This window comes from Oscillibacter sp. GMB15532 (genome assembly GCF_041020825.1).
In the GTDB taxonomy this organism is placed as follows: Bacteria; Bacillota; Clostridia; order Oscillospirales; family Oscillospiraceae; genus Oscillibacter.
The window spans coordinates 179,934-198,939 of the sequence record NZ_JBEVTO010000004.1; the positions used below are offsets into that span (position 1 = coordinate 179,934).

A 19,006-nucleotide genomic window follows, 5' to 3' on the forward strand; every position below is an offset into this window, starting at 1 on the left:
GACATGAAAAAACTTGCGGCTTTGTTCCTTGCAATGACGATGATTCTCAGCGGCTGCGGCGCTCAGGGCGGCGGAAATTCCACGGGAGGTGGCTCCGGCGGGGAGGCGGCCTCCGCGGACAAGCCTATGACCCTGACGGCCATTGTGGCCGGATTGACAGAGGACAGCCCCTCCGGCGAGGCGCTGAAGAAATTTGCGGAGCTGTGCTCCGAATACTCCGGCGGTACGGTGACGGTGGACTGCTATTTTAATACGGAGCTGGGCTCCGTGGCCTCCTGCGTGGACGCCTGCAAGCAGGGGACCATCGACATCGTGTCCACCGGGACATCCTATTTCTCCGGCATTGTGCCGGACATTCAGGTGTTTGAGCTGCCCTTCCTGTTCGACACCTATGACGAGGTCCACGATGCGCTGGACAATGCGCCCGGCGATTTGCTCAAGGACAAGTTTGACGGGACCGGCATCAAGCTTTTGTGCTATTGGGAGTCCGGCATGCGGCATGTGACCAACAGCCGCGCACCCATCAACACCCCGGCAGATATGAAAGGCCTGAAGATCAGAACTGTGGTTTCCGAGACGCAGACCGCCACCTGGGAGGCCTTTGGGGCCATCCCCATGGCGCTGGACATGGGCGAGGTGTTCACCGCTTTGCAGCAGGGGACCGTTGACGCACAGGAGAACGCACTGTCCTCGATTGCCTCGCAGAAGATGTACGAGGTGCAGGATTACCTCTCCATGACGTATCACTCCTACACAGCCATGCCCTTCTTTATCAATCAGGGCATCTGGGATAAGCTGAGCGCCGATCAGCAGGACGCCGTGCAAAAGGCCGCCGAGGAGTCCCGCGATGTGGAGCGCCAGCTGAACGCGGACAGTGAAAAGGTGAACCTGAAGCTTCTGGAGGACAACGGTGTGGAGATCAACTACGAGCCTGACCGCGCCTCCTTTGCTGCGCTGGTGGGCCCTGTGTACGAGCTGTTTACCACCCGGCTGGGGAATGACACCGCTCTGAAAACGACGCAGGATTATCTGGCGTCCATTCGCTGATACGCCAAGGCGGCGGCGAGGATAAAGGAGTAGATTAACTTGAAAGAAATGCGCAAACTGAAAAGCGGTATCGACGGATTTCTGGGCTTGGCGGGCCTGGTTGGCATTATCATTATGACCGTCAGCGTGGTGCTCCGGTATTGCTTCAAGCTCTCCTTGAGCTGGTCCGATGAATTTTTGAGGACGCTGTGCGTCTACGTCTATTTCATCGGCTCTGCCATGATGTGTGCCGAGGGAGGATTGATGCGGCTGGAACTGGTGGACGACTCCCTGAAGAAAAAGGGCCGCGTCCGCGCCTACCGGATCGTGGTGAAAGTCCAGAGACTGATTGAAACGGTGTGCTTTGGGGCGTTCAGCTTCCAGATGGTGCAGATGACCCTTGGCCTTGTGGGGCAGACCAGCACTACCAGCGCCACTCCGGCGTGGGTTTCTCCGCTTGGGTGTGCCATCGGCATGATCCTGATGACCATCATTTCCGCATCCAAGCTAGTTTTTGAAAAGGGAGAGCTGGAGGCGGCGGATTAAGCAACCCTGAAAAAATGGAATGAATGACACAACAAAGGGGCATGGAGAGAAAGAAATCTCCATGCCCCTTTGTTGGCAGGGCTGCGCGGGCCCACAGAGGGAAGTAATTTCGACAATATTTTCGGGAGACATTCCATTTTTTCACGCTACTGTGGTATAATGGTGACGTAATAAAGATACAACGGAGACTTTATACCTGCTGCACAAAGTCGAAAAGGGGGGAGAGCATGTCTTCCAGAAGAATGTCCTATTTTATTGCCATTGCCGAAATTCAGAATATTTCAAAAGCGGCGCAGGCGCTTCACGTTTCTCAGCCGTCCCTGTCCCAGTATTTAAACCGCCTTGAAGAGGGGTTGGGGGTAAAGCTGCTGGACAGGACATGCACGCCCCTTCGCCTGACTGAGGAGGGAAAGCTGTATCTGGAATACGTGCGGGAGGTTACGGAAGTGGAAAGGCGGTTTGAAAATCGTCTTCAGGCTCGTAAAAAGGCAACGGAAAAGACGCTTTCCATCGGCATTCCCACACAGCTTACGCCCATGCTGTTCCGCAAATTTGTGCAGGGCTTTCTGCACGCAAATTCCGAAAAGCAGCTGACGATTCGAGACGGCACCAGCCTGTCTGTCAGGGAAGAACTATTCAGGGGCGAAGTGGACGTGGCCTTTTTCCACACGCAGGTGCCGGAGGATGCGCGGCTGATCAGCTTTATCATTCAGGAGGAGCGGTTATTTCTCGCGTGCAACCGGAACAGCAGTCTGGTCCGTGGGCGGACGGGGACCCGGGAGCATCCGCTGCTTTTGACAAAGGCCGATTTCCCCAGAATGGCGGAAATGCTGTTTCTCATTCCGCCGAAAACGTATTTTATCAATTCGGTCATCTGGAACCATCTGAAGGAAATTGGGCTGTCGCCCAAAAAGATTCTGGAGCTTCCGGCTCTGAGCTCCATCGGCGACTGCCTTCTGGAGCCGGAGAACAACGGAATTTCCCTGCTGGCAGACTTTTCGATTGCCGGAATGAAGAGCATCGACGAGATTACGTTTGTCAAAATAGAGGGGCATGACCTGCGGTGGTACCTGACCATGAGCTATCTGGCCGATACGCCGCTTTCTCCGTCGGGGTACTCTCTGTGGAAATATGTTTCTGGCAGGCGGTGACTCTGCCGAAAATTCTCCTGCGTCAGGGTTTTCAACGAAAAAATTTCGACTGATTTTGATAAAAGTTTTCAAATTAAGCCTTTTTTAGACGTAAAAAACATTTTATAATATTACCAACCTACAAATAAAGAAAGGGGTTTTTACTTATGACAAACTACTTCGACCTGAAAGGCCGCGTGGCCTTGGTTACCGGCGCTTCTTCGGGCCTTGGCGTTCAATTCGCAAAGGCGCTGGCAAATCAGGGAGCGGACATTGCCATTACCGCCCGCCGGACGGACCGGCTGGAGCAGGTAAAACAGGAAATCGAAGCTATGGGCGTGCGCTGCTTTGCGGTTCCCTGCGATGTGACGGATTCCAAGCAGATTGCCGCCATGGTCGATGCGGTGAAAAAAGAATTCGGCAGAATTGATATTCTGGTGAACAACGCGGGCGTGGGCAAGGGGATTCCCGCCGCCACGCAGACCGATGAAGAGTGGCTCTCCACCACCCGGATCAATCTGGACGCGGTGTATTATGTGGCCCGCGAGGTGGGCAAGGTGATGATTGAGCAGAATTACGGCAAAATTATTAACCTTGGTTCCATTCATTCCGTGGTGGCGATGGCGGGCTCTCCTATCTCGGCCTACTGCGCGTCTAAAGGCGGGGTTCTGATGCTGACAAAGGCCCTTGCCAACGAATGGGCCCAGCACAACATCACCGTTAACGCCATCGGACCCGCCTATTTCCCCACCGAGATGACGCAGGAGGTCATCATGACCGACGCATTCAAGCTGGCTGTTCAGGCATATTGCCCCATGGGCAGGCCCGGCAAGCCCGGTGAGCTGGACGGGGCCGTGATCTACTTTGCGTCGGACGCATCCAGCTATACCACCGGCCAGTATCTGGCCATTGACGGCGGTTGGACCACCATCTGAGGTCCAATCTGCGGATTGCGGCGGTTTGGCGTGAACTGCAAAAATGCTCCGGAGTCGGACCGGCTTTTGGATGAGCGAATGGCAGCGAAAACTCAAATAAAAAAGCGGCTGAATCGGAGGATTCAGCCGCTTTTGTCAGCGTTTGAAAGCAAGTTAAAACACTTGCGCCGGTACATCACGACGCTTTTTTTGCGTGGAGGACCAGACTCTCACCCCGTCAGGCGTGAAAGCAGAAAGAGCACCAGCATAATCATGGGCTGATGAATCAGATAAATCGGGAGCGTGTGTCTGCCCAGCCTGTTGAGCAGCGTGTCCGGCGGGGACGCATTCAGCAGACTGCGCTTTTCCGTGTACAGCAGCTTTCCCAGTGCGGCGCCGCACAAAAACACGCCGAACCACGGGAGCAGGGGATAGTAGTCAGAGGAGATAAACCCCTCGCCCCGCAGCCCCAGAGGAAACAGAAAGCCCACCGATACCTGGGCCTGCGCCGTCAGGCGGCCCAGAAAGAAAATCACGGTTCCAAGAAGCGCCAGAAAAGCCGGCCCCAGCCGGGAAACCAGCGGATACAGAAGCATACTGGTTCCCAGAAAGTGCAGAATGCCGAAGGTGACGGCGTGGCTGGGGTCGTAAAGCGCCGTGACGGCGGTGATGACCAGTCCCAGACCCAAAACTTTCAGCCCGCGCTTTGCGCTCCTATCGGTCAAAGTGCAGCTAAGTCCCGCCAGCAGCATGAACAGCAGGGCGGAGCCTCTCCCTACGTAAAAATTCACACCGTCGGAATAACTGATGGGAACACCGTAAAATTCCCGAAGGTCATAGACGATGTGGTAGTACACCATGGCAAGCAAAGCCACGCCCCGTAAAAAATCCACTTCCCAGATGCGCTTGGTTTGTTGTTGTCTTTTGTTCATGTTCTCCTTTATGAGGAAAGGGCCCGGCAATTGTGCCTTCGGCCGTCTTTCCCGGTCGCGGCGCGGCTGCCCGCGCGTTTTCCGTGCCGATGGTTTTCTTTATTTTAGGCCATCACAGGCCAAAACGTCAATACTGTTTATTATCAGGGGACGCGGTTTGTTGATTTATTTATAAGAAGGAAAAGGCGGCTGCATTATTATTGATAATTCCAATAGTACAGGCCCTGTATTGCGAAACAAAATGATGCTTATGAAATTTTGATGATATAATGGCCCCATGGCGCCCGGCTCTATGGGCAAGCTGCACATAGAGTCGGGTAATTTTAGGAAAAAGAGGGGATTGTCATGGCAGATTATCGTGAGATGTGGAAGAGCTTGGGGATGGATTTAGAGACGCACGACCAACTTTGCGAGGTGCTTCCCGCGGCGTTTGGCGACACCTATCTCTCTCAGGAAAACCGTCCGGAGGGCATGGCGTTTTACGACTTTGTGGTGTCTGAGATTCACGGCGTTCGGCCCGCCGAGCTGATTGAGCACCAGAAAAAGGGCGGCAAGGTGCTGGGTACCTTCTGCATCTTCGTGCCCGACGAGGTGGTGTTTGCAGCCGACGCCATCGCCACCGGCCTGTGCGGCGGCTCCCAATTCTGGGTGGGCGCGGGGGAGAAGGTTCTGCCCAAGAATATGTGTCCCCTCATTAAGGCCTCCGTGGGCGCACGGGTTGGCAAAACCTGCCCCTTCTTCCGCATTGCGGACATGTACGTGGGTGAGACGACCTGCGACGGAAAGAAGAAGGCGTGGGAAATTCTGAAGGAAGAGGTCCCCATTCATGTGATGGACATGCCCCAGATGAAACGGGAGCAGGACTATCGGAAGTGGGAGGACGAAATCCGCACCTTTTTACATACCGTGGAGGAGTTCACCGGCAACACCGTTACCCCCGAAAAGCTGGCGGCTTCCATTAAAATGCTGAACAATAAGCGCAAGGCCCTTGCCCGGGTGTTTGAGTGCCGCAAGGCCGACCCCACTCCCATCAGCGGCAAGGACGCACTGCTGATGATGCAGATTGCGTTTTACGACGACCCCGTCCGCTGCGCTGAGATGGCCAATAAGCTGGCCGACGAGCTGGAGCAGCGCATCAAAGGCGGCATGGGCGTATTCCCCAAGGGAACCAAGCGGATTCTTGTCACGGGCACGCCCATGGCAATTCCTAACTGGAAGCTGCACCACATCATTGAAACCTCCGGCGCGGCGGTGGTGTGCGAGGAAAACTGCACCGGCACCCGGTATTTTGAGAATCTTGTGGATGAAGGCGGAACCACGCTGGACGAGCAGATTCACAATCTGGCAGACCGGTACATGAAAAACAACTGCGCCTGCTTTACACCCAACACGGGCCGCATTGACGATATTCTGCGCCTTGCCGAGGCCTATCATGTGGACGGCGTGATTGACGCAAACCTGAAATTCTGCACCCTGTACGACACTGAGGGCCGGGACGTGGAGCGGGCCATGAAGGAGCGGGGGATCCCCGTGCTGGGCCTTGAAACCGACTATACCGATACGGACGCGGAGCAGCTTCGCACTCGCATCGGCGCATTCGTGGAGATGCTGAAATAATGGACGGACATGGGGAGGAGCAGGATTACTATGTGCTCTTTCCAAATCACACCGAGGGGCTGAAGCTCTATCAATACGCCCGGGGGCGGGGGATTCCGGTTCGGATTTCCCCCACCCCCCGGCTGGCCAGCGCCTGCTGTGGGATATCCCTGCTGGTGCGGGCAGAGGATATCGCGGAGCTGGAGCGCTGCATTCCGGAGTCGGAGGCTCAGATCGACCGGATTGTTGCCCTGCCCCGGCAGATCAACCCACACCGTGACCGCTACTGTTGAATTGGGAGAAGCAAGAATGAATGAGAAAACCTGCGTGGGAATCGACATCGGCTCCACCGCCGCCAAGGTGGCGGTGCTGGGCCCGGGAGAGACGCACTTTGTGCTCCCCACCGGGTGGAGCAGCCCGGAGACGGCGAAGGAGATTGCCCGCCGCCTGCTGGCGCTGGGCGTGCGGGTGGAGGAGGCTGCGGTCGTCTCCACCGGATATGGCCGCCGGGCGGTGGACTACGCGGCAAAGCAGATTACGGAGATCACCTGCTTTGCCGCCGGCTGCGCCGCCCAGTTTCCCACCTGCACGGTGATCGATGTGGGCGGGCAGGACACCAAGGCCATCCATATCCGCGACGGCGCGGCGGACGATTTTCTGATGAACGACAAATGCTCCGCCGGGACGGGAAAATTCGTGGAGGTCATGGCGAATCGTCTGGAGTGCGAAATCGACGCGCTGTTTGCTTTGGCGGAGCGGGGGAAGGTGCTGCCCATCAGCTCTTTGTGCACGGTGTTTGCAGAGTCGGAAATTATCGGCTACATCGGCGCGGGCCATCCCCGGGAGGACATTGCCGCGGGAATTGTGGACAGCGTGGCGGAAAAGGTGGCCCAGCTTGCCGAGCGGCTGCCGCTGGAAGAAACGGTTTTGTTGACCGGCGGACTGAGCCATCTGTCTTTTTTTGCCGAAACCCTTGGAAAGAAGCTGCGCCACACCGTCCACTGCCTTCCCGAGGGCCGGTTCGCCGGGGCCTATGGCGCGGCGCTGCTGGCACAAAGGGAAGTCCTTTCCTAAAAGTTCTCAAAACGCCATGCCCCTGAAAAAGGGGCATGGTGTTTTGTAATTACGCCGCGGAAGGGCGGGCCGGGGCGTAAGCTACCGGGGAAGACTCAAATTTGCAAGTAGCGTCAGGGAAAAGCATGTGCCCCCCGCGGCTGAGGGGCTGAAAGAATCCTCGTTGTTTTCTCCGCCTCGCGTGGAAAATCCGAGAGAGAACCGTTGCTTTTTGCCTGAATGTCAGCTACAATAATCCCATTCACCTGCTGTCTTATCGTAAGAGACATATCGTCATGATTACCGGCACATTCTACCGGCAACCCGCCGGCCAAGGAGGGCTTTCTATGGAGCTCATGTTTCTCTGGCTGGTGCTGGCTTCCTTTGCCGGCGGTTTTTTGCAGGCGGCCATCGGGTTTGGGTATGCGGCGGTGGTAATGGCGTTTTTTCCGCTGTTTCTGCCCAGCATTCCCGTGTCCTCCACGGTTTGCGCGGTGCTGTCTCTGGTGGCGTCTTCCACCATGTTTTTCCAATACCGCAAGGATGCGCGGCCAAAGCATGTATTGTGGCTGATTGTGGCGTATTTTGTGGTGATGCCCTTTGCCGCCGTGTGGTCGGCGGGGGCGTCAAAGCTGGTTTTAAGCGTCATTTTCGGACTGTTTCTGGTGCTGGTGGGGCTTTACTATCTGCTCACCGCCGACAAAACCCGCATCTCCGCCACCCCAAAAGCGGGAATTGTCACGGGGGCGCTGGCGGGCCTGTTCGGCGGGCTGTTCTCCGTCAGCGCGCCCCCGGCGGCACTTTATTGCCTGAGCACACTGGAGAGCAAGGAAGCCTATGTGGGAACCCTTCAGTTTTTTTTCCTGACTACCAATCTTTACTCCGTGGGCGTTCGCGCCGTCAATGGGCAGGTGACGGGGCAGGTGCTTGTCTGGTCGCTGGTGGCTGCGGGGGGCCTGCTGCTGGGGCTGTGGCTGGGGCGCGTGGGCCTCTATCAACGGGCGAATTTGGCGCGGGTCAAATCCTGGGTCTTTATATTCATCATGTGCATGGGGGTATGGACCATCGTCTCCAATTTTATCAGGGTCTGACAGATCTGAAAGGCGTCCGCCGCGATATGGGGCATCGCCCGGAAGGTGTGCTTTTGCAGTGGCCGGGATGGCCAGCTGGACTTCTATTAAAAAGAAAGCCACCCCGCCAAAAGGCGGGGTGGCACAAAAATATTCTAAAGTCCCGGTCTACGCGTCAAAATGAGATTAGTTCGCTGTGAAGGTCAGGTCGCCGGTTTCAATCGGCAGGCCGGCGTAGTTGGCGTCCGTCAGGTTAATGGTTCTCAAAGCCGCCAGCGGGTTGGCTACTTCCACGGTCTCCGTGGAGGCGGTCATGGTCAGGCTCTTCAGCGTGTCGTCAAATTCATGGTCATCCGCAGAGAGGGTCTGCCGATAATAGATTGTCGGCGCTCCACTGGCCGCGAAGGGAACAAAAGGAAATTCGGCGTTGCCGCCTGCGACGGAAACAACCGGATCACCATAAGCGGTTCCGGCGGAATCACACCGGACGAAGGTTGCGCCCACCACGGCAGTGCCGCCGGCAGTGCCTTCCTCCGTGACATGGAGCGTAAGGGTTCCAGTGGCTGCAACCAAAAAATCATAGGTGTCGGTACCGGCTGAAATGACTTGGCTGTCCGGGTTAATAGAGGCGTTGTCATACCCGCCCACATCGGCGGTAACGGCGTAAGACCCGTTTAGGATTCTACTGGAGCCTTCGCCGTCAATAATATTGACTACATAGGGACTCGGCATAATTGAATATCTCCTTTTTGAATTGGTAGGCCGCCGTAGTTTTGGTCAGTCAGACGAAAAGAGGCCATTGTAAAACCAGGCTTCAAAAGGAAGAGGTTAAACAGGAAATATACGGTATAAAACCTGTTGGGGTAAAAAAACAGCCATTTTGTGGCGGCCATGGGACTCAGACAGTCCTTCGCGCGCACGCGTATTCGGTGTTCGCCGGGAGAGCACACATGGAATGCCGCTGTCCCGTCCCAAGCGGTTTTGCCCTGAAAGACCGTTCGATTTTCCACGTCCAGAACGACAATCTCAAAATTGCCTTTTGTGCGCGGGGACAGACATCTCACTGTGATATACTCCTGTTTGTCACTCATAAACACACCTCGCGCTTACTGGTCTGTGCTGCCCAATATCAGCATATGCGAATTTACCATGGTTGTGAGCGTCGGAAAATGCCCTGCGCCGAGAGAAACAGGGACATCCTAATTGTCCGAAAAGTTGACGAAATCCCTGCCGGTAATTCGGCAGGGATTTTTTGGGGACTATTATAAAGGGCCATTTTTAAGAATAAAGGGAGTTGCTTGTTTGCCACAGGCGCACTATAATTCTCGGTGCCTATATGTAAGCGCCAGATTGAAAAAGCGGCAATACTTAGGGATTTCTGGCGGTTGTAGTTTCAACAAAATCATGGTATAATAGCTGCAAACCAGCAATTATACTTAATTTAAAATATGTACCATAACGCCCCTGCGCTGCTGTGGTACAATGAGTGCGAAGCGGTCATTTACCCAATCAGAAAGCACACCAAAGCGGCGCTGTGCGCCTGTGGCATAACGATGGCAAAGCCGCCATTTTCAAATCGGAAAATATACCGCAGCGCTGCTGTGTGCCGCTGCATCATATATACCAAATTCACTTGATAAGTAATGTTAGTAGGAGTAGACGTTATGCCTGAGAAGATTACCCTCCGTGCACTTGAGCACGATCTTATTTTTTTCAGCAAAATGTATGATGCGGTGCGGCTGGTTGATCCCGTTCACAAAAGGGTTTTGGAATACCAAACCAACCTGGTAAAAGAGACGGAACAAATCTGCTACGATTATTGGAAGAATGGGAAAATCTGCGATAATTGCATTTCTGTTCGCGCCTATAACGAAAACAAAAGCTTTATGAAGCTTGAGCAAAAGCCTGACAAAATTATGTTGGTCACGGCGATTCCCATAGAATCGGACGAGGGTGCAATCACACTTGAATTATTAAAAAATGCCACGGACAGCATGATGATTGGCACCGGAACGTACCATGAAGGGCAAATGATGCGCCACATTATACACGATATCAACAATATGGTGGTGATGGATCATCTGACTGCCGTATATAACCGTCGCTTTGTGGAGGACAGACTGCCTGTGGATATCGTGAAAGCGACCTTGGCGCGTCAGCCCTTGTCCGTCATTTTCATTGATGTTGACAATCTGAAAGTAATCAATGACACCTATGGCCACGACATGGGGGATTTTACGTTGCAGCAGGTGGCCAACGCCATGAAGGACTGCACACGCGCGGAGACAGACTGGGTTGCCAGATATGGCGGAGACGAGTTTGTCGTTTGCCTGAACAACGCGGACGAAGCCGGGGCGCTTAACACGGTGGAGAGAATCAGAAAAGACATCGACGCGATTAAAATTCCCGTAGAAAACGAAACCGTGAAAATCACAGCCTCTTTTGGAATACAGTCTATGTCGGAGACGCCGCTTACGGCGGAGGAACTAATTCGATTGGCGGATAAAAAAATGTATGAGGCAAAAAGGGCCAGTAAGAGATCCCATCAGATATAAAAAGCCGCCCCGCCTTTTGGCGGGGCGGCTTATGCCTTAGATAGAGGACAACCGAACCTTACAGGTCGTCCGCGTCCTGCACCGGAGGGTCGAGGGGGTCCGCCGGACGGCCGGTGTAGCTCCCTTGAGGGTCGGTTTGCTGGGAAGAGAAATCCGTCATGGCCCGGGCCTGCTCCATGGGCGTTTGATTGGTCTTTGCGCGATGTTGCCGCTTTTTCATAGAAACCGCTCCCTTTCCATTCAGGTGAGACTTACGCGGAAATAGTCTGCCCGAAAGCCTCGGAAAAACGGTTGCTTGATACGGCGCGATGTGACCTGTGTGGGTTTGCGGTGGGGAATCATTCAGAGTTCACGAAAAAATACGCAAGCAACCGAAATTTTTCGTCGTCTTTTTTTCGATTTTTCAAAATTTTTGGTTGACCGGCTTTTTGAGTTGTGTATAATGAGAAGTAATGTAAAAGTACCGTGAAAATCGCTGTTTCGGTAATTTATTGGAGGAAAAATGCATGTTTGAATTTTTAATCAAAAAGTTGAAAACAAATCCCCGCAAGATTGTCTTCACCGAAGGCACGGACCCCCGTGTGCTGGAGGCTTCCGCCCGTCTGCTGTCCGGAACGTTCCTCACCCCCGTGCTGGTGGGCGTTCCGGAGGAGATTTCCACCGTGGCTGAGGACATCGGCTTTAATATCCGCGGCGCCGAGATCATCAACCCCGCGGACTTTGCCGACATGGAGAAGATGGTGGCGCTGCTGATGGAGCTGCGCAAGGGGAAGATGGACGAGGATCAGTGCCGCAAGCTGCTCAAGCAGCCCAACTATTTCGGCACCATGCTGGTGAAGATGGGTTATGCGGACGCGCTGCTTGGCGGCGCAACCTATTCCACCGCCGACACGGTCCGCCCTGCGCTGCAGATTATCAAGACCAAGCCGGGCAGCAAGATTGTCTCCTCCTGCTTCATTCTGGTTCGTCCCTCTGCCACCGGCGACCGCGAGGTGCTGGCTATGGGCGACTGCGCCATCAACATTAAGCCCACCGAGGACGAGCTGGTGGAAATTGCGCTGGAAACCGCAGCCACTGCCCAGAAGTTTGGCATTGATCCCAAGATTGCGTTTTTGAGCTACTCCACCCTGGGCTCCGGCAAGGGCGAGGATGTGGACCGGATGCGGGGCGCCTATCTCAAGGCCCATGCCGCCGCGCCCGAGCTTGCCATGGACGGCGAGATGCAGTTTGACGCGGCTGTTTCTCCCCACGTGGCCCACACCAAGTGCCCCGGCTCCCCGGTGGCCGGCCATGCCAACACCTTTATTTTCCCCGACATCAACGCCGGCAACATCGGCTATAAGATTGCGCAGCGTTTGGGCTCTTTTGAGGCCTACGGCCCCATTCTTCAGGGCCTGAATGCGCCTATCAACGACCTATCTCGGGGCTGCAATGCCCAGGAGGTCTACTCTATGGCCATTATTACCGCGGGCCTTGTGGAGTGCGAATAAACCTGAACCTGCTCTGATCAATAGAAAACACGGACGCCTTTGGCGTCCGTGTTTTTTTACGTCACATTCTCAAAAAAGCTGCGGCGTAGTGCCTGAAAGGGAAAAAGCCGTTACAGGACAAGCAGCTCCTTGGGTGCGTGGGTGATGTCCGTGCAGCCGCCGTCCTTCAAAATAATCACGTCTTCGATGCGCACACCCAGTCGTCCCGGCAGGTAGATTCCCGGCTCCGCGGAGATGACCGCCCCGGCGGGTAAAGGCTCCTCATTCCGGGCGGAGGCGTTGGGAGACTCGTGAATCTCCACCCCCACGCCATGGCCGAAGCTGTGGCTGAAATAGTCACCGTAGCCCGCGTCTTCAATGACCTGCCGCGCCGCGCCGTCCACGGCCCTTCCCGTTACGCCCGCCGCTGCGGCGGCAATTCCCGCCCTCTGGGCCGCCAGCACGGTTTCGTACACCCGGCGCATCTCCTCCGACACAGACCCCACCGCCACAGTGCGGGTCATGTCGGAACAGTAACCATGGAAAATACAGCCAAAGTCCATGGTGACAAATTCGCCGGTTTGAATTTCCCGGAGACTGGGGACCCCGTGGGGCAGGCTCCCGTTGGGGCCGGACACCACGATGGGGTTAAAGGACATGTCCTCCGCACCATAGTGCAGCATGAGGTATTGGAGCCGGGCGGCAATTTCCTTCTCCGTTTTGCCGGGGCGGATTTCTTTCAGAATATCCTCCAGCGCCCGCTCGGCAATGCGCTGGGCGGAGATCAGCGCCGATTGCTCCTCGTCGTCTTTCACCCTACGCAGGTCAAAAAGCAGGTCCGCCGCAGGAGTCAGCTCGCAGTGAAGGGCCTTCCGGTATCCCTCATAGTCCGCCACCGTCATATACGCGTCTTCAAAGCCGACGATGTTCGCGCTCTGCTCTGCAAGGGCCTCGTTGATCAGGGCTGTGTAGCTCCGGCCAGGCCGCACCTCCCGGATTTCGGCATGCTCTACAACCCGCGCAGCCGCCTCGGTATAGCGCGCATCGGTAAAATAGTAGGTTTTGCCTTTGGTCACAAGAGCCGCCCCGTCCGTTCCAGAGGAGCGGAAGCCCGAGGCGTAAAACCGGTTGGCCTCTCCGGTGAGCAGCATGGCGTCCAGACCCCGGGCCTCCAGTGCCTGTGCAATCCGGCTGAAATGATTCATAAAAACCCTTCCTTTCATGCCTGCGGGCAGCGTATTTGTTCCGCCTGAGAATGGGCGGTTGGTTAGCCCTTCTGTTCCACGGCAGCCTGTACAAAGCCGTAAAACAGGGGATGGGGCCGGTCGGGCCGGCTCTTAAATTCCGGATGGAACTGGGCGCCCACAAACCAGGGATGCTCGGGAAGCTCCACAATTTCCACCAGCCTGCCGTCGGGGGACAGGCCTGCCAGCTTCATGCCCAGAGCTTCCAGATCCGCGCGGCAGGCGTTGTTGAACTCGTACCGGTGCCGGTGGCGCTCCGAAATCTCTCCCGCGCCGTAGAGCGTCCGGCTGCGGGTGCCGTCCGTCAGCACACAGGGGTATTTTCCAAGGCGCATGGTGCCGCCCTTTTCTGTCACGTTCACCTGATCGGGCATCAGCGCGATGACGGGATAGGCTGTGGTATCGGAAAACTCGGAGGAGTTTGCGTCGGCCTTCCCCAGAACGTGCCGGGCAAATTCAATGACGGCCATCTGCATTCCAAGGCAGATGCCGAAGAAGGGCACGGCGTTCTCCCGGGCGTACCGCACGGCGGCAATCATCCCCTCAATCCCCCGGTCGCCAAAGCCGCCGGGAACAAGAATGCCCGCGCAGCCCGCGAGAATTTCCCGCGCATTTTCCTCCGTTACCTCCTCGGAGTCAATCCAGCGGATATCCACCACGGCGCTGTTTGCAATGCCTGCGTGGTTCAAAGACTCCACAACGGAGAGATATGCGTCGTGAAGCTGGGTATATTTCCCCACCAGCGCAATTTCCACCCGCTGCTTGGCGGCCTTTTCCCGCCGAACCATGGCGGCCCACTCCCGCAGGTCGGGCTGGGGCGTAATCAGCCCAAGCCGGCGGCACACCGCCTCGTCCAGCCCCTCCTTCTGAAGCAGCAGGGGGACCTCGTACAGCGTCTGTGCCGTGGCGTTTTGAATCACGCAGTCGGGGCTTACGTTGCAAAACAGGGCAATTTTCCGGCGCATTTCGTCGTTGATGGGTGTATCACACCGGCACACCAGAATGTCCGGCTGAATCCCGAGGGACAAAAGCTCCTTGACGGAGTGCTGGGTGGGCTTGCTTTTCAGCTCGCCGCTGCCGGGAATCTGGACAATGAGGGGCACATGGATGAACACCACGCTGCCCTGCGGCTGCTCCGCGGCCACTTGACGGATGGCCTCCAGAAAGGGCTGGGATTCAATGTCACCCACGGTGCCGCCGATTTCGCAGATGACCACATCCACTTCCTCGTCGGCCATGGCGTAAATGCGGGTCTTGATTTCGTCGGTGATGTGGGGGATGATCTGCACCGTGGCACCCAGATAGTCTCCCCGGCGCTCACGGTTTAAAACGGACCAGTAGATTTTCCCGGAGGAGACAGAGGCGTTCCCCGTCAGCGTCTCGTCTACGAATCGTTCGTAGTGGCCCAGGTCCAAATCCGTCTCTGCCCCATCATCGGTGACGAAGACCTCGCCGTGCTGATAGGGGCTCATGGTGCCGGGGTCCACATTGATATAAGGGTCGAATTTTTGGTTTCGCACGCGCACGCCCCTCTGCTTCAAAAGCCGACCCAGGGACGCGGCGCAGATGCCCTTCCCAAGGCCCGACACCACACCGCCGGTCACAAATACAAATTTTGTCGCCATAGCCGTTCACCTGTTCCTTTCCGATTGTTCCGTTTTCCCGTCTTCCCGCCTAAAAAATAAAAATACCGTGGATAGCTTGCGGTGAAGGGGCCCCGGTTTACAAGGGCTTCAGCGCAATCCACGGTCTGCGGTCTTTGATTTTCAGGGCGGGTCCACACGCGTCTTCCCGCCGCGGATCGCTGCTCCGAGATGGCGGAGCGCGGCGCTCCGCCCACCGGGGCACACTGTAAAAAAATACGTTATACTTATATCGCATTCCGGCCCACTTGTCAACGAGGAGCGGAAATTCCCCGGTTTTTTTTTGAATTCGTAAAAATGAGAAAAAAATATCGAACCTATTTTATATAAAATGACAATTGAATTTAGCTGTTTAAAGCTATATACTGTAAAAGAAATTTAGAATGCCAGGCCGATAGACGGCAGGAAGGAGCGCCACCCCATGAACAGAAATAGGATTGCCTGCGTCTCCCTCCGCTACTTTACCAAGGTCCGCTTTGCGGGCCGTTATTACCCTGCTTTAAAGTGGGAAGACGCCTGAAAGACTGAGTTTTGCTTTTTTTGTATGGAAGGCGGCTCCGTCCTTTGGACGGGGCCGTTTTTTATAGCTTTGGGGTCTGATTCGGACTTCAAACCGATTTGTTTTGAGATGAAAGGAAGTATTTCGCATGAAAAAGAAGCTGTTCTCCCTTGCGCTGGCCAGCGCCATGGCGCTGGGTCTTGCCGCCTGCGGCCAGACCGCTCCCGCCGCTTCCGGCGCTGCATCCGGCTCAGCCGCTGCCTCCGGCGGCGAAAAGGTTTATCAGGTGGGCGTGATTCAGTTGGTGCAGCACCCCGCGCTGGACGCCGCCACCCAGGGCTTTCAGGACGTTTTGAAGGAGAAGCTGGGCGATCAGGTTACGATTGACGTGCAGAACGCCGCCAACGACTCCGCCACCTGCTCTACCATGGCTACCCAGATGGTTTCCTCCAACGTGGACCTGATTATGGCAAACGCAACCCCCGCCCTTCAGGCGGCGGCTTCTGCCACCAGCGAGATTCCCATTCTGGGGACCTCCGTCACTGAGTACGGTGTGGCCCTGAGCATCGACAATTTTAACGGTACCGTGGGCGGCAACATCTCAGGCACCTCCGACCTGCCCCCGCTGGATCAGCAGGCCGCCATGGTCACCGAGCTGGTGCCGGGTGCCAAAACCGTCGGCATCCTGTATTGCTCCGGTGAGCCCAACTCCGTCTATCAGGCCGAGGTGGTGAAGACCGAGCTGGAGAAGGCTGGCCTCACTGTGAATACTTATACCTTTGCGGACTCCAACGACGTGGCCGCCGTCACCACCACCGCCTGCAACGAGAGCGACGTGCTTTACATCCCCACCGACAACACCGCCGCAAGCTGCACCGAGGCCATCAACAACGTGGCCCAGCCCGCGGGCGTGCCCATTATCGCCGGCGAAGAGGGTATCTGCAAGGGCTGCGGCATCGCCACGCTCTCCATCGACTACTATGAGCTGGGCCGCACCACCGGCGAGATGGCCGTGAAGATTCTCACGGGCGAGAGCGATATCGCCTCCATGCCCATCGAGTACTATCCCAGCCCTGTGAAGAAGTACGACGCGGACCGCGCGGCGGCGCTGGGCATCACCATCCCCGACGGGTATACCGCCATCGAGGGCTAAAAAAGTCCTGTATCTGCCGATTTTTCCGCCCGGGGCAAGGGCCTTTGCCCCCGGGCGGGGAATCGACAGCGGAGGAATGGGGTGTCGACGCCCCATTCCCCTGCTGCCGAGGAAAATAACTGAAAAGAGGAGAAAACCATGGAACTCGCGGCATATTTTGCCTCGCTGGACCCGGTCAATTTGCTGAAAAGCCTGCCCGGCGGCGTGGCGCAGGGAATTGTCTGGGGCGTGATGGCGCTGGGCGTTTACATTACCTTTCGTCTGCTGGACATCGCCGATTTGACGGTGGACGGCTCCTTTACCACCGGCGGCGCGGTGACGGCCATGCTGATTCTGGGGGGCTGGCCTGCCTGGGCGGGGGTGCTGGCTGCGATTCTCGCCGGGATGCTGGCCGGGCTTTGCACCGGGTTGCTCCACACGCGGTTTGGCATTCCGGCGATTCTGGCAGGAATCCTGACCCAGTTCGCATTGTACTCCATCAATCTGCACATTATGGGGATGGCGGCTAACAAGTCCGTCAATCCCGACAAATTCCCTGTTTTTATTACCTCCCGCCATGTGCCTGCCGCAATTTTGACGGGACTGGTTATCGCCGCAGTGCTTGTGGCGGTGCTATACTGGTACTTTGGCACGGAGCAGGGCAGCGCCGTCCGTGCCACCGGCTCCAACCCCGCCATGAGCCGCGCCCTCGGCATCAATATCGACTCCATGAAGGTACTGGGCCTTGGCCTGTCCAACGGGCTGGTGGCGCTGGCTGGTGGCCTGATGACCCAGTATCAGGGCTTTGCGGACGTGAATATGGGCCGGGGCGCCATCGTCATCGGTCTTGCCGCCGTGATCATCGGCGAGGTGGTTTGCGCTGCGATTTTCCGCAAAGGAACGAATTTCGGGGTGAGGCTGGGCTTTATCATCGCGGGCGGCGTGCTGTACTATGCGGTGATGACCCTGATTTTGTGGCTGAAGCTGAATTCCAACGACCTGAAGCTGTTCACGGCCATTATCGTGGCAGTGTTTTTGGCGGTGCCTTATTTGCAGGCGCAGGCCAAAAGCTCTTTCAAACTGGCGGGCCGCCGGGGCAGAGCCGCTGAGAAGGGGGGAAGCGAACATGCTTGACATCAACCATATCTCCAAGACCTTTAACCCCGGAACCATCAACGAAAAGAAGGCCCTTCAGGGGCTTGACCTCCACCTTGGCGAGGGAGATTTTGTCACGGTTATCGGCGGCAACGGCGCGGGAAAGTCCACCATGCTCAACGCGGTGGCGGGCGTCTGGCCCGTGGACGAGGGGAGCATCCTCATTGACGGGACGGACGTGACCGGACTTCCCGAATTTCGCCGGGCGCCCTTCATCGGTCGGGTATTTCAGGACCCCATGATGGGCACGGCCCCCAATATGCAGATTGAGGAAAATCTGGCTCTTGCCTATCGCCGGGGGCAAAGGCGGGGCCTTAAGTGGGGCGTGACAAAAAAGGAGCGGGCCTTTTACCGCCAGCGGCTGAAAATTCTTGGCCTTGGGCTGGAGGACCGGATGACCGTGAGGGTAAGCCTGCTCTCCGGTGGCCAGCGTCAGGCGCTGACGCTGCTGATGGCTGCCCTGCAAAAGCCGAAGCTCCTGCTGCTGGACGAACATACGGCGGCGCTGGACCCCGCCACGGCAGCAAAGGTGCTGGAGCTGTCCGACCGCATCGTGCGGGAAAACGGGCTGACGGCCCTGATGATTACCCACAACATGCAGGACGCCATCCGACACGGAAATCGGCTCATCATGATGAACGCGGGGCGCATTATTCTGGACATCTCCGGCGAAGAAAAGAAAAAGCTTACCAAGGCGGACCTGCTGCAAAAGTTTGCAGAGGTGGCCGGGGTGCAGGAAGAGTCGGATCAGGTGTTGCTCTCCTGATGCGGTTGATTCTCCGGGCGGGGCAGGTCTGCCCCGCCCGGAGAAAAGAGGAGCGGGAAAGTTGTGTTTTATAGGGCGTGGGTCCGCGGCGGTCCCGGCTTTGTAAAAAATGACGATTGACAAACGAAGAAGACCCGCATATAATGCAAAACAATCAATCAAAAACCTGTGAGGCAGAGAAGTAAGCCAGAGGGCCAGCCCTTTCAGAGAGCCGCGGATGGTGGGATCGCGGCAGGGAACCCCAGCCGAATGGACTGCCGAGGGCGGAGCGAAAGC

Annotated in this window: 18 protein-coding genes and 1 other annotated feature (1 of these 19 running past the window's edge); of the genes, 13 read left to right on the forward strand and 5 right to left on the reverse strand. The window is 56.5% G+C overall.

The window, feature by feature from the left end; all coding sequences use genetic code 11:
- Positions 1 to 3 precede the first annotated feature (3 nt).
- The 4 genes from ABVS15_RS06550 (at position 4) to ABVS15_RS06565 (ending at position 3,637) form a co-directional block, all read left to right on the forward strand.
- A complete protein-coding gene (locus ABVS15_RS06550) occupies positions 4 to 1,047 on the forward strand; it encodes a DctP family TRAP transporter solute-binding subunit (RefSeq protein ID WP_369282938.1) in 1,044 nt (347 codons plus the stop codon).
- 48 nt (positions 1,048 to 1,095) lie between these two features.
- Positions 1,096 to 1,572 (forward strand): TRAP transporter small permease, encoded by a 477-nt coding sequence (locus tag ABVS15_RS06555; protein ID WP_369283023.1) that lies wholly within the window; start codon positions 1,096 to 1,098, stop codon positions 1,570 to 1,572.
- A gap of 227 nt (positions 1,573 to 1,799) precedes the next feature.
- A complete protein-coding gene (locus ABVS15_RS06560; protein WP_369282939.1) occupies positions 1,800 to 2,723 on the forward strand; it encodes a LysR family transcriptional regulator in 924 nt (307 codons plus the stop codon).
- 146 nt (positions 2,724 to 2,869) lie between these two features.
- The gene (locus ABVS15_RS06565; protein WP_369282940.1) at positions 2,870 to 3,637 is read left to right on the forward strand and encodes a glucose 1-dehydrogenase; all 768 of its coding nucleotides are present in this window, start codon (positions 2,870 to 2,872) and stop codon (positions 3,635 to 3,637) included.
- A gap of 209 nt (positions 3,638 to 3,846) precedes the next feature.
- Here ABVS15_RS06565 and ABVS15_RS06570 read toward each other — a convergent pair whose 3' ends face one another.
- Positions 3,847 to 4,548: a heparan-alpha-glucosaminide N-acetyltransferase gene (locus tag ABVS15_RS06570; protein WP_369282941.1), complete on the reverse strand. Its 702-nt coding sequence runs from the start codon at positions 4,546 to 4,548 to the stop codon at positions 3,847 to 3,849.
- A 345-nt stretch (positions 4,549 to 4,893) separates the two neighbouring features.
- Here ABVS15_RS06570 and ABVS15_RS06575 point away from each other — a divergent pair, with 345 nt between their 5' ends.
- From ABVS15_RS06575 to ABVS15_RS06590, 4 genes are all read left to right on the forward strand, one after another.
- Positions 4,894 to 6,165, forward strand: a complete 1,272-nt coding sequence (locus ABVS15_RS06575) for a double-cubane-cluster-containing anaerobic reductase (RefSeq protein ID WP_369282942.1) — start codon at positions 4,894 to 4,896, stop codon at positions 6,163 to 6,165.
- The gene (locus ABVS15_RS06580; protein ID WP_369282943.1) at positions 6,165 to 6,437 is read left to right on the forward strand and encodes a DUF3343 domain-containing protein; all 273 of its coding nucleotides are present in this window, start codon (positions 6,165 to 6,167) and stop codon (positions 6,435 to 6,437) included. Before ABVS15_RS06575 ends, ABVS15_RS06580 begins: the two co-directional genes overlap by 1 nt.
- A 16-nt stretch (positions 6,438 to 6,453) precedes the next feature.
- A complete protein-coding gene (locus ABVS15_RS06585; RefSeq protein ID WP_369282944.1) occupies positions 6,454 to 7,218 on the forward strand; it encodes an acyl-CoA dehydratase activase in 765 nt (254 codons plus the stop codon).
- A 326-nt stretch (positions 7,219 to 7,544) separates the two neighbouring features.
- Positions 7,545 to 8,288, forward strand: a complete 744-nt coding sequence (locus ABVS15_RS06590) for a TSUP family transporter (RefSeq protein ID WP_369282945.1) — start codon at positions 7,545 to 7,547, stop codon at positions 8,286 to 8,288.
- Positions 8,289 to 8,453: 165 nt separating this feature from the next.
- On the opposite strand, the gene ABVS15_RS06595 is transcribed toward ABVS15_RS06590, so the two are convergent.
- The gene (locus ABVS15_RS06595) at positions 8,454 to 8,999 is read right to left on the reverse strand and encodes a hypothetical protein (protein ID WP_369282946.1); all 546 of its coding nucleotides are present in this window, start codon (positions 8,997 to 8,999) and stop codon (positions 8,454 to 8,456) included.
- Positions 9,000 to 9,931: 932 nt separating this feature from the next.
- Between ABVS15_RS06595 and ABVS15_RS06600 the strand changes: the two genes are divergently transcribed.
- Positions 9,932 to 10,822, forward strand: a complete 891-nt coding sequence (locus tag ABVS15_RS06600) for a GGDEF domain-containing protein (protein ID WP_369282947.1) — start codon at positions 9,932 to 9,934, stop codon at positions 10,820 to 10,822.
- A 58-nt stretch (positions 10,823 to 10,880) separates the two neighbouring features.
- Here ABVS15_RS06600 and ABVS15_RS06605 read toward each other — a convergent pair whose 3' ends face one another.
- Positions 10,881 to 11,042 carry a hypothetical protein gene (locus ABVS15_RS06605; RefSeq protein ID WP_369282948.1) on the reverse strand — a complete coding sequence of 54 codons (162 nt, stop codon included), beginning with the start codon at positions 11,040 to 11,042 and terminating at the stop codon, positions 10,881 to 10,883.
- A 286-nt stretch (positions 11,043 to 11,328) separates the two neighbouring features.
- On the opposite strand from ABVS15_RS06605, the gene pta reads away from it, so the two are divergent.
- The gene (gene pta / locus ABVS15_RS06610) at positions 11,329 to 12,312 is read left to right on the forward strand and encodes a phosphate acetyltransferase (RefSeq protein WP_369282949.1); all 984 of its coding nucleotides are present in this window, start codon (positions 11,329 to 11,331) and stop codon (positions 12,310 to 12,312) included.
- A 110-nt stretch (positions 12,313 to 12,422) separates the two neighbouring features.
- Here pta and ABVS15_RS06615 read toward each other — a convergent pair whose 3' ends face one another.
- A complete protein-coding gene (locus ABVS15_RS06615; RefSeq protein ID WP_369282950.1) occupies positions 12,423 to 13,496 on the reverse strand; it encodes a M24 family metallopeptidase in 1,074 nt (357 codons plus the stop codon).
- Between the two features lie 62 nt (positions 13,497 to 13,558).
- The gene (locus ABVS15_RS06620) at positions 13,559 to 15,160 is read right to left on the reverse strand and encodes a CTP synthase (RefSeq protein WP_369282951.1); all 1,602 of its coding nucleotides are present in this window, start codon (positions 15,158 to 15,160) and stop codon (positions 13,559 to 13,561) included.
- A gap of 665 nt (positions 15,161 to 15,825) precedes the next feature.
- Here ABVS15_RS06620 and ABVS15_RS06625 point away from each other — a divergent pair.
- The 3 genes from ABVS15_RS06625 to ABVS15_RS06635 all read left to right on the forward strand — a co-directional run bounded on the left by ABVS15_RS06625 (position 15,826) and on the right by ABVS15_RS06635 (position 18,730).
- The gene (locus ABVS15_RS06625; protein ID WP_369282952.1) at positions 15,826 to 16,830 is read left to right on the forward strand and encodes an ABC transporter substrate-binding protein; all 1,005 of its coding nucleotides are present in this window, start codon (positions 15,826 to 15,828) and stop codon (positions 16,828 to 16,830) included.
- 138 nt (positions 16,831 to 16,968) lie between these two features.
- On the forward strand, positions 16,969 to 17,943 hold the full coding sequence (locus tag ABVS15_RS06630) for an ABC transporter permease (RefSeq protein WP_369282953.1): 975 nt from the start codon (positions 16,969 to 16,971) through the stop codon (positions 17,941 to 17,943).
- Positions 17,936 to 18,730, forward strand: coding sequence for an ABC transporter ATP-binding protein (locus ABVS15_RS06635; protein WP_369282954.1), 795 nt, complete (start codon positions 17,936 to 17,938; stop codon positions 18,728 to 18,730). The genes ABVS15_RS06630 and ABVS15_RS06635 overlap by 8 nt, the downstream gene beginning before the upstream one ends.
- A gap of 159 nt (positions 18,731 to 18,889) precedes the next feature.
- Positions 18,890 to 19,006, forward strand: a binding site (T-box leader); it runs 128 nt beyond the window's last position.

Excerpts from the sequence above, each read along its gene's own strand:
- ABVS15_RS06550 (WP_369282938.1), top strand. The coding sequence starts at position 4 with ATGAAAAAACTTGCGGCTTTGTTCCTTGCAATGACGATGATTCTCAGC.
- ABVS15_RS06555 (WP_369283023.1), top strand. The coding sequence starts at position 1,096 with ATGCGCAAACTGAAAAGCGGTATCGACGGATTTCTGGGCTTGGCGGGC.
- ABVS15_RS06560 (WP_369282939.1), top strand. The coding sequence starts at position 1,800 with ATGTCTTCCAGAAGAATGTCCTATTTTATTGCCATTGCCGAAATTCAG.
- ABVS15_RS06565 (WP_369282940.1), top strand. The coding sequence starts at position 2,870 with ATGACAAACTACTTCGACCTGAAAGGCCGCGTGGCCTTGGTTACCGGC.
- ABVS15_RS06570 (WP_369282941.1), bottom strand. The coding sequence starts at position 4,548 with ATGAACAAAAGACAACAACAAACCAAGCGCATCTGGGAAGTGGATTTT.
- ABVS15_RS06575 (WP_369282942.1), top strand. The coding sequence starts at position 4,894 with ATGGCAGATTATCGTGAGATGTGGAAGAGCTTGGGGATGGATTTAGAG.
- ABVS15_RS06580 (WP_369282943.1), top strand. The coding sequence starts at position 6,165 with ATGGACGGACATGGGGAGGAGCAGGATTACTATGTGCTCTTTCCAAAT.
- ABVS15_RS06585 (WP_369282944.1), top strand. The coding sequence starts at position 6,454 with ATGAATGAGAAAACCTGCGTGGGAATCGACATCGGCTCCACCGCCGCC.
- ABVS15_RS06590 (WP_369282945.1), top strand. The coding sequence starts at position 7,545 with ATGGAGCTCATGTTTCTCTGGCTGGTGCTGGCTTCCTTTGCCGGCGGT.
- ABVS15_RS06595 (WP_369282946.1), bottom strand. The coding sequence starts at position 8,999 with ATGCCGAGTCCCTATGTAGTCAATATTATTGACGGCGAAGGCTCCAGT.
- ABVS15_RS06600 (WP_369282947.1), top strand. The coding sequence starts at position 9,932 with ATGCCTGAGAAGATTACCCTCCGTGCACTTGAGCACGATCTTATTTTT.
- ABVS15_RS06605 (WP_369282948.1), bottom strand. The coding sequence starts at position 11,042 with ATGAAAAAGCGGCAACATCGCGCAAAGACCAATCAAACGCCCATGGAG.
- pta (WP_369282949.1), top strand. The coding sequence starts at position 11,329 with ATGTTTGAATTTTTAATCAAAAAGTTGAAAACAAATCCCCGCAAGATT.
- ABVS15_RS06615 (WP_369282950.1), bottom strand. The coding sequence starts at position 13,496 with ATGAATCATTTCAGCCGGATTGCACAGGCACTGGAGGCCCGGGGTCTG.
- ABVS15_RS06620 (WP_369282951.1), bottom strand. The coding sequence starts at position 15,160 with ATGGCGACAAAATTTGTATTTGTGACCGGCGGTGTGGTGTCGGGCCTT.
- ABVS15_RS06625 (WP_369282952.1), top strand. The coding sequence starts at position 15,826 with ATGAAAAAGAAGCTGTTCTCCCTTGCGCTGGCCAGCGCCATGGCGCTG.
- ABVS15_RS06630 (WP_369282953.1), top strand. The coding sequence starts at position 16,969 with ATGGAACTCGCGGCATATTTTGCCTCGCTGGACCCGGTCAATTTGCTG.
- ABVS15_RS06635 (WP_369282954.1), top strand. The coding sequence starts at position 17,936 with ATGCTTGACATCAACCATATCTCCAAGACCTTTAACCCCGGAACCATC.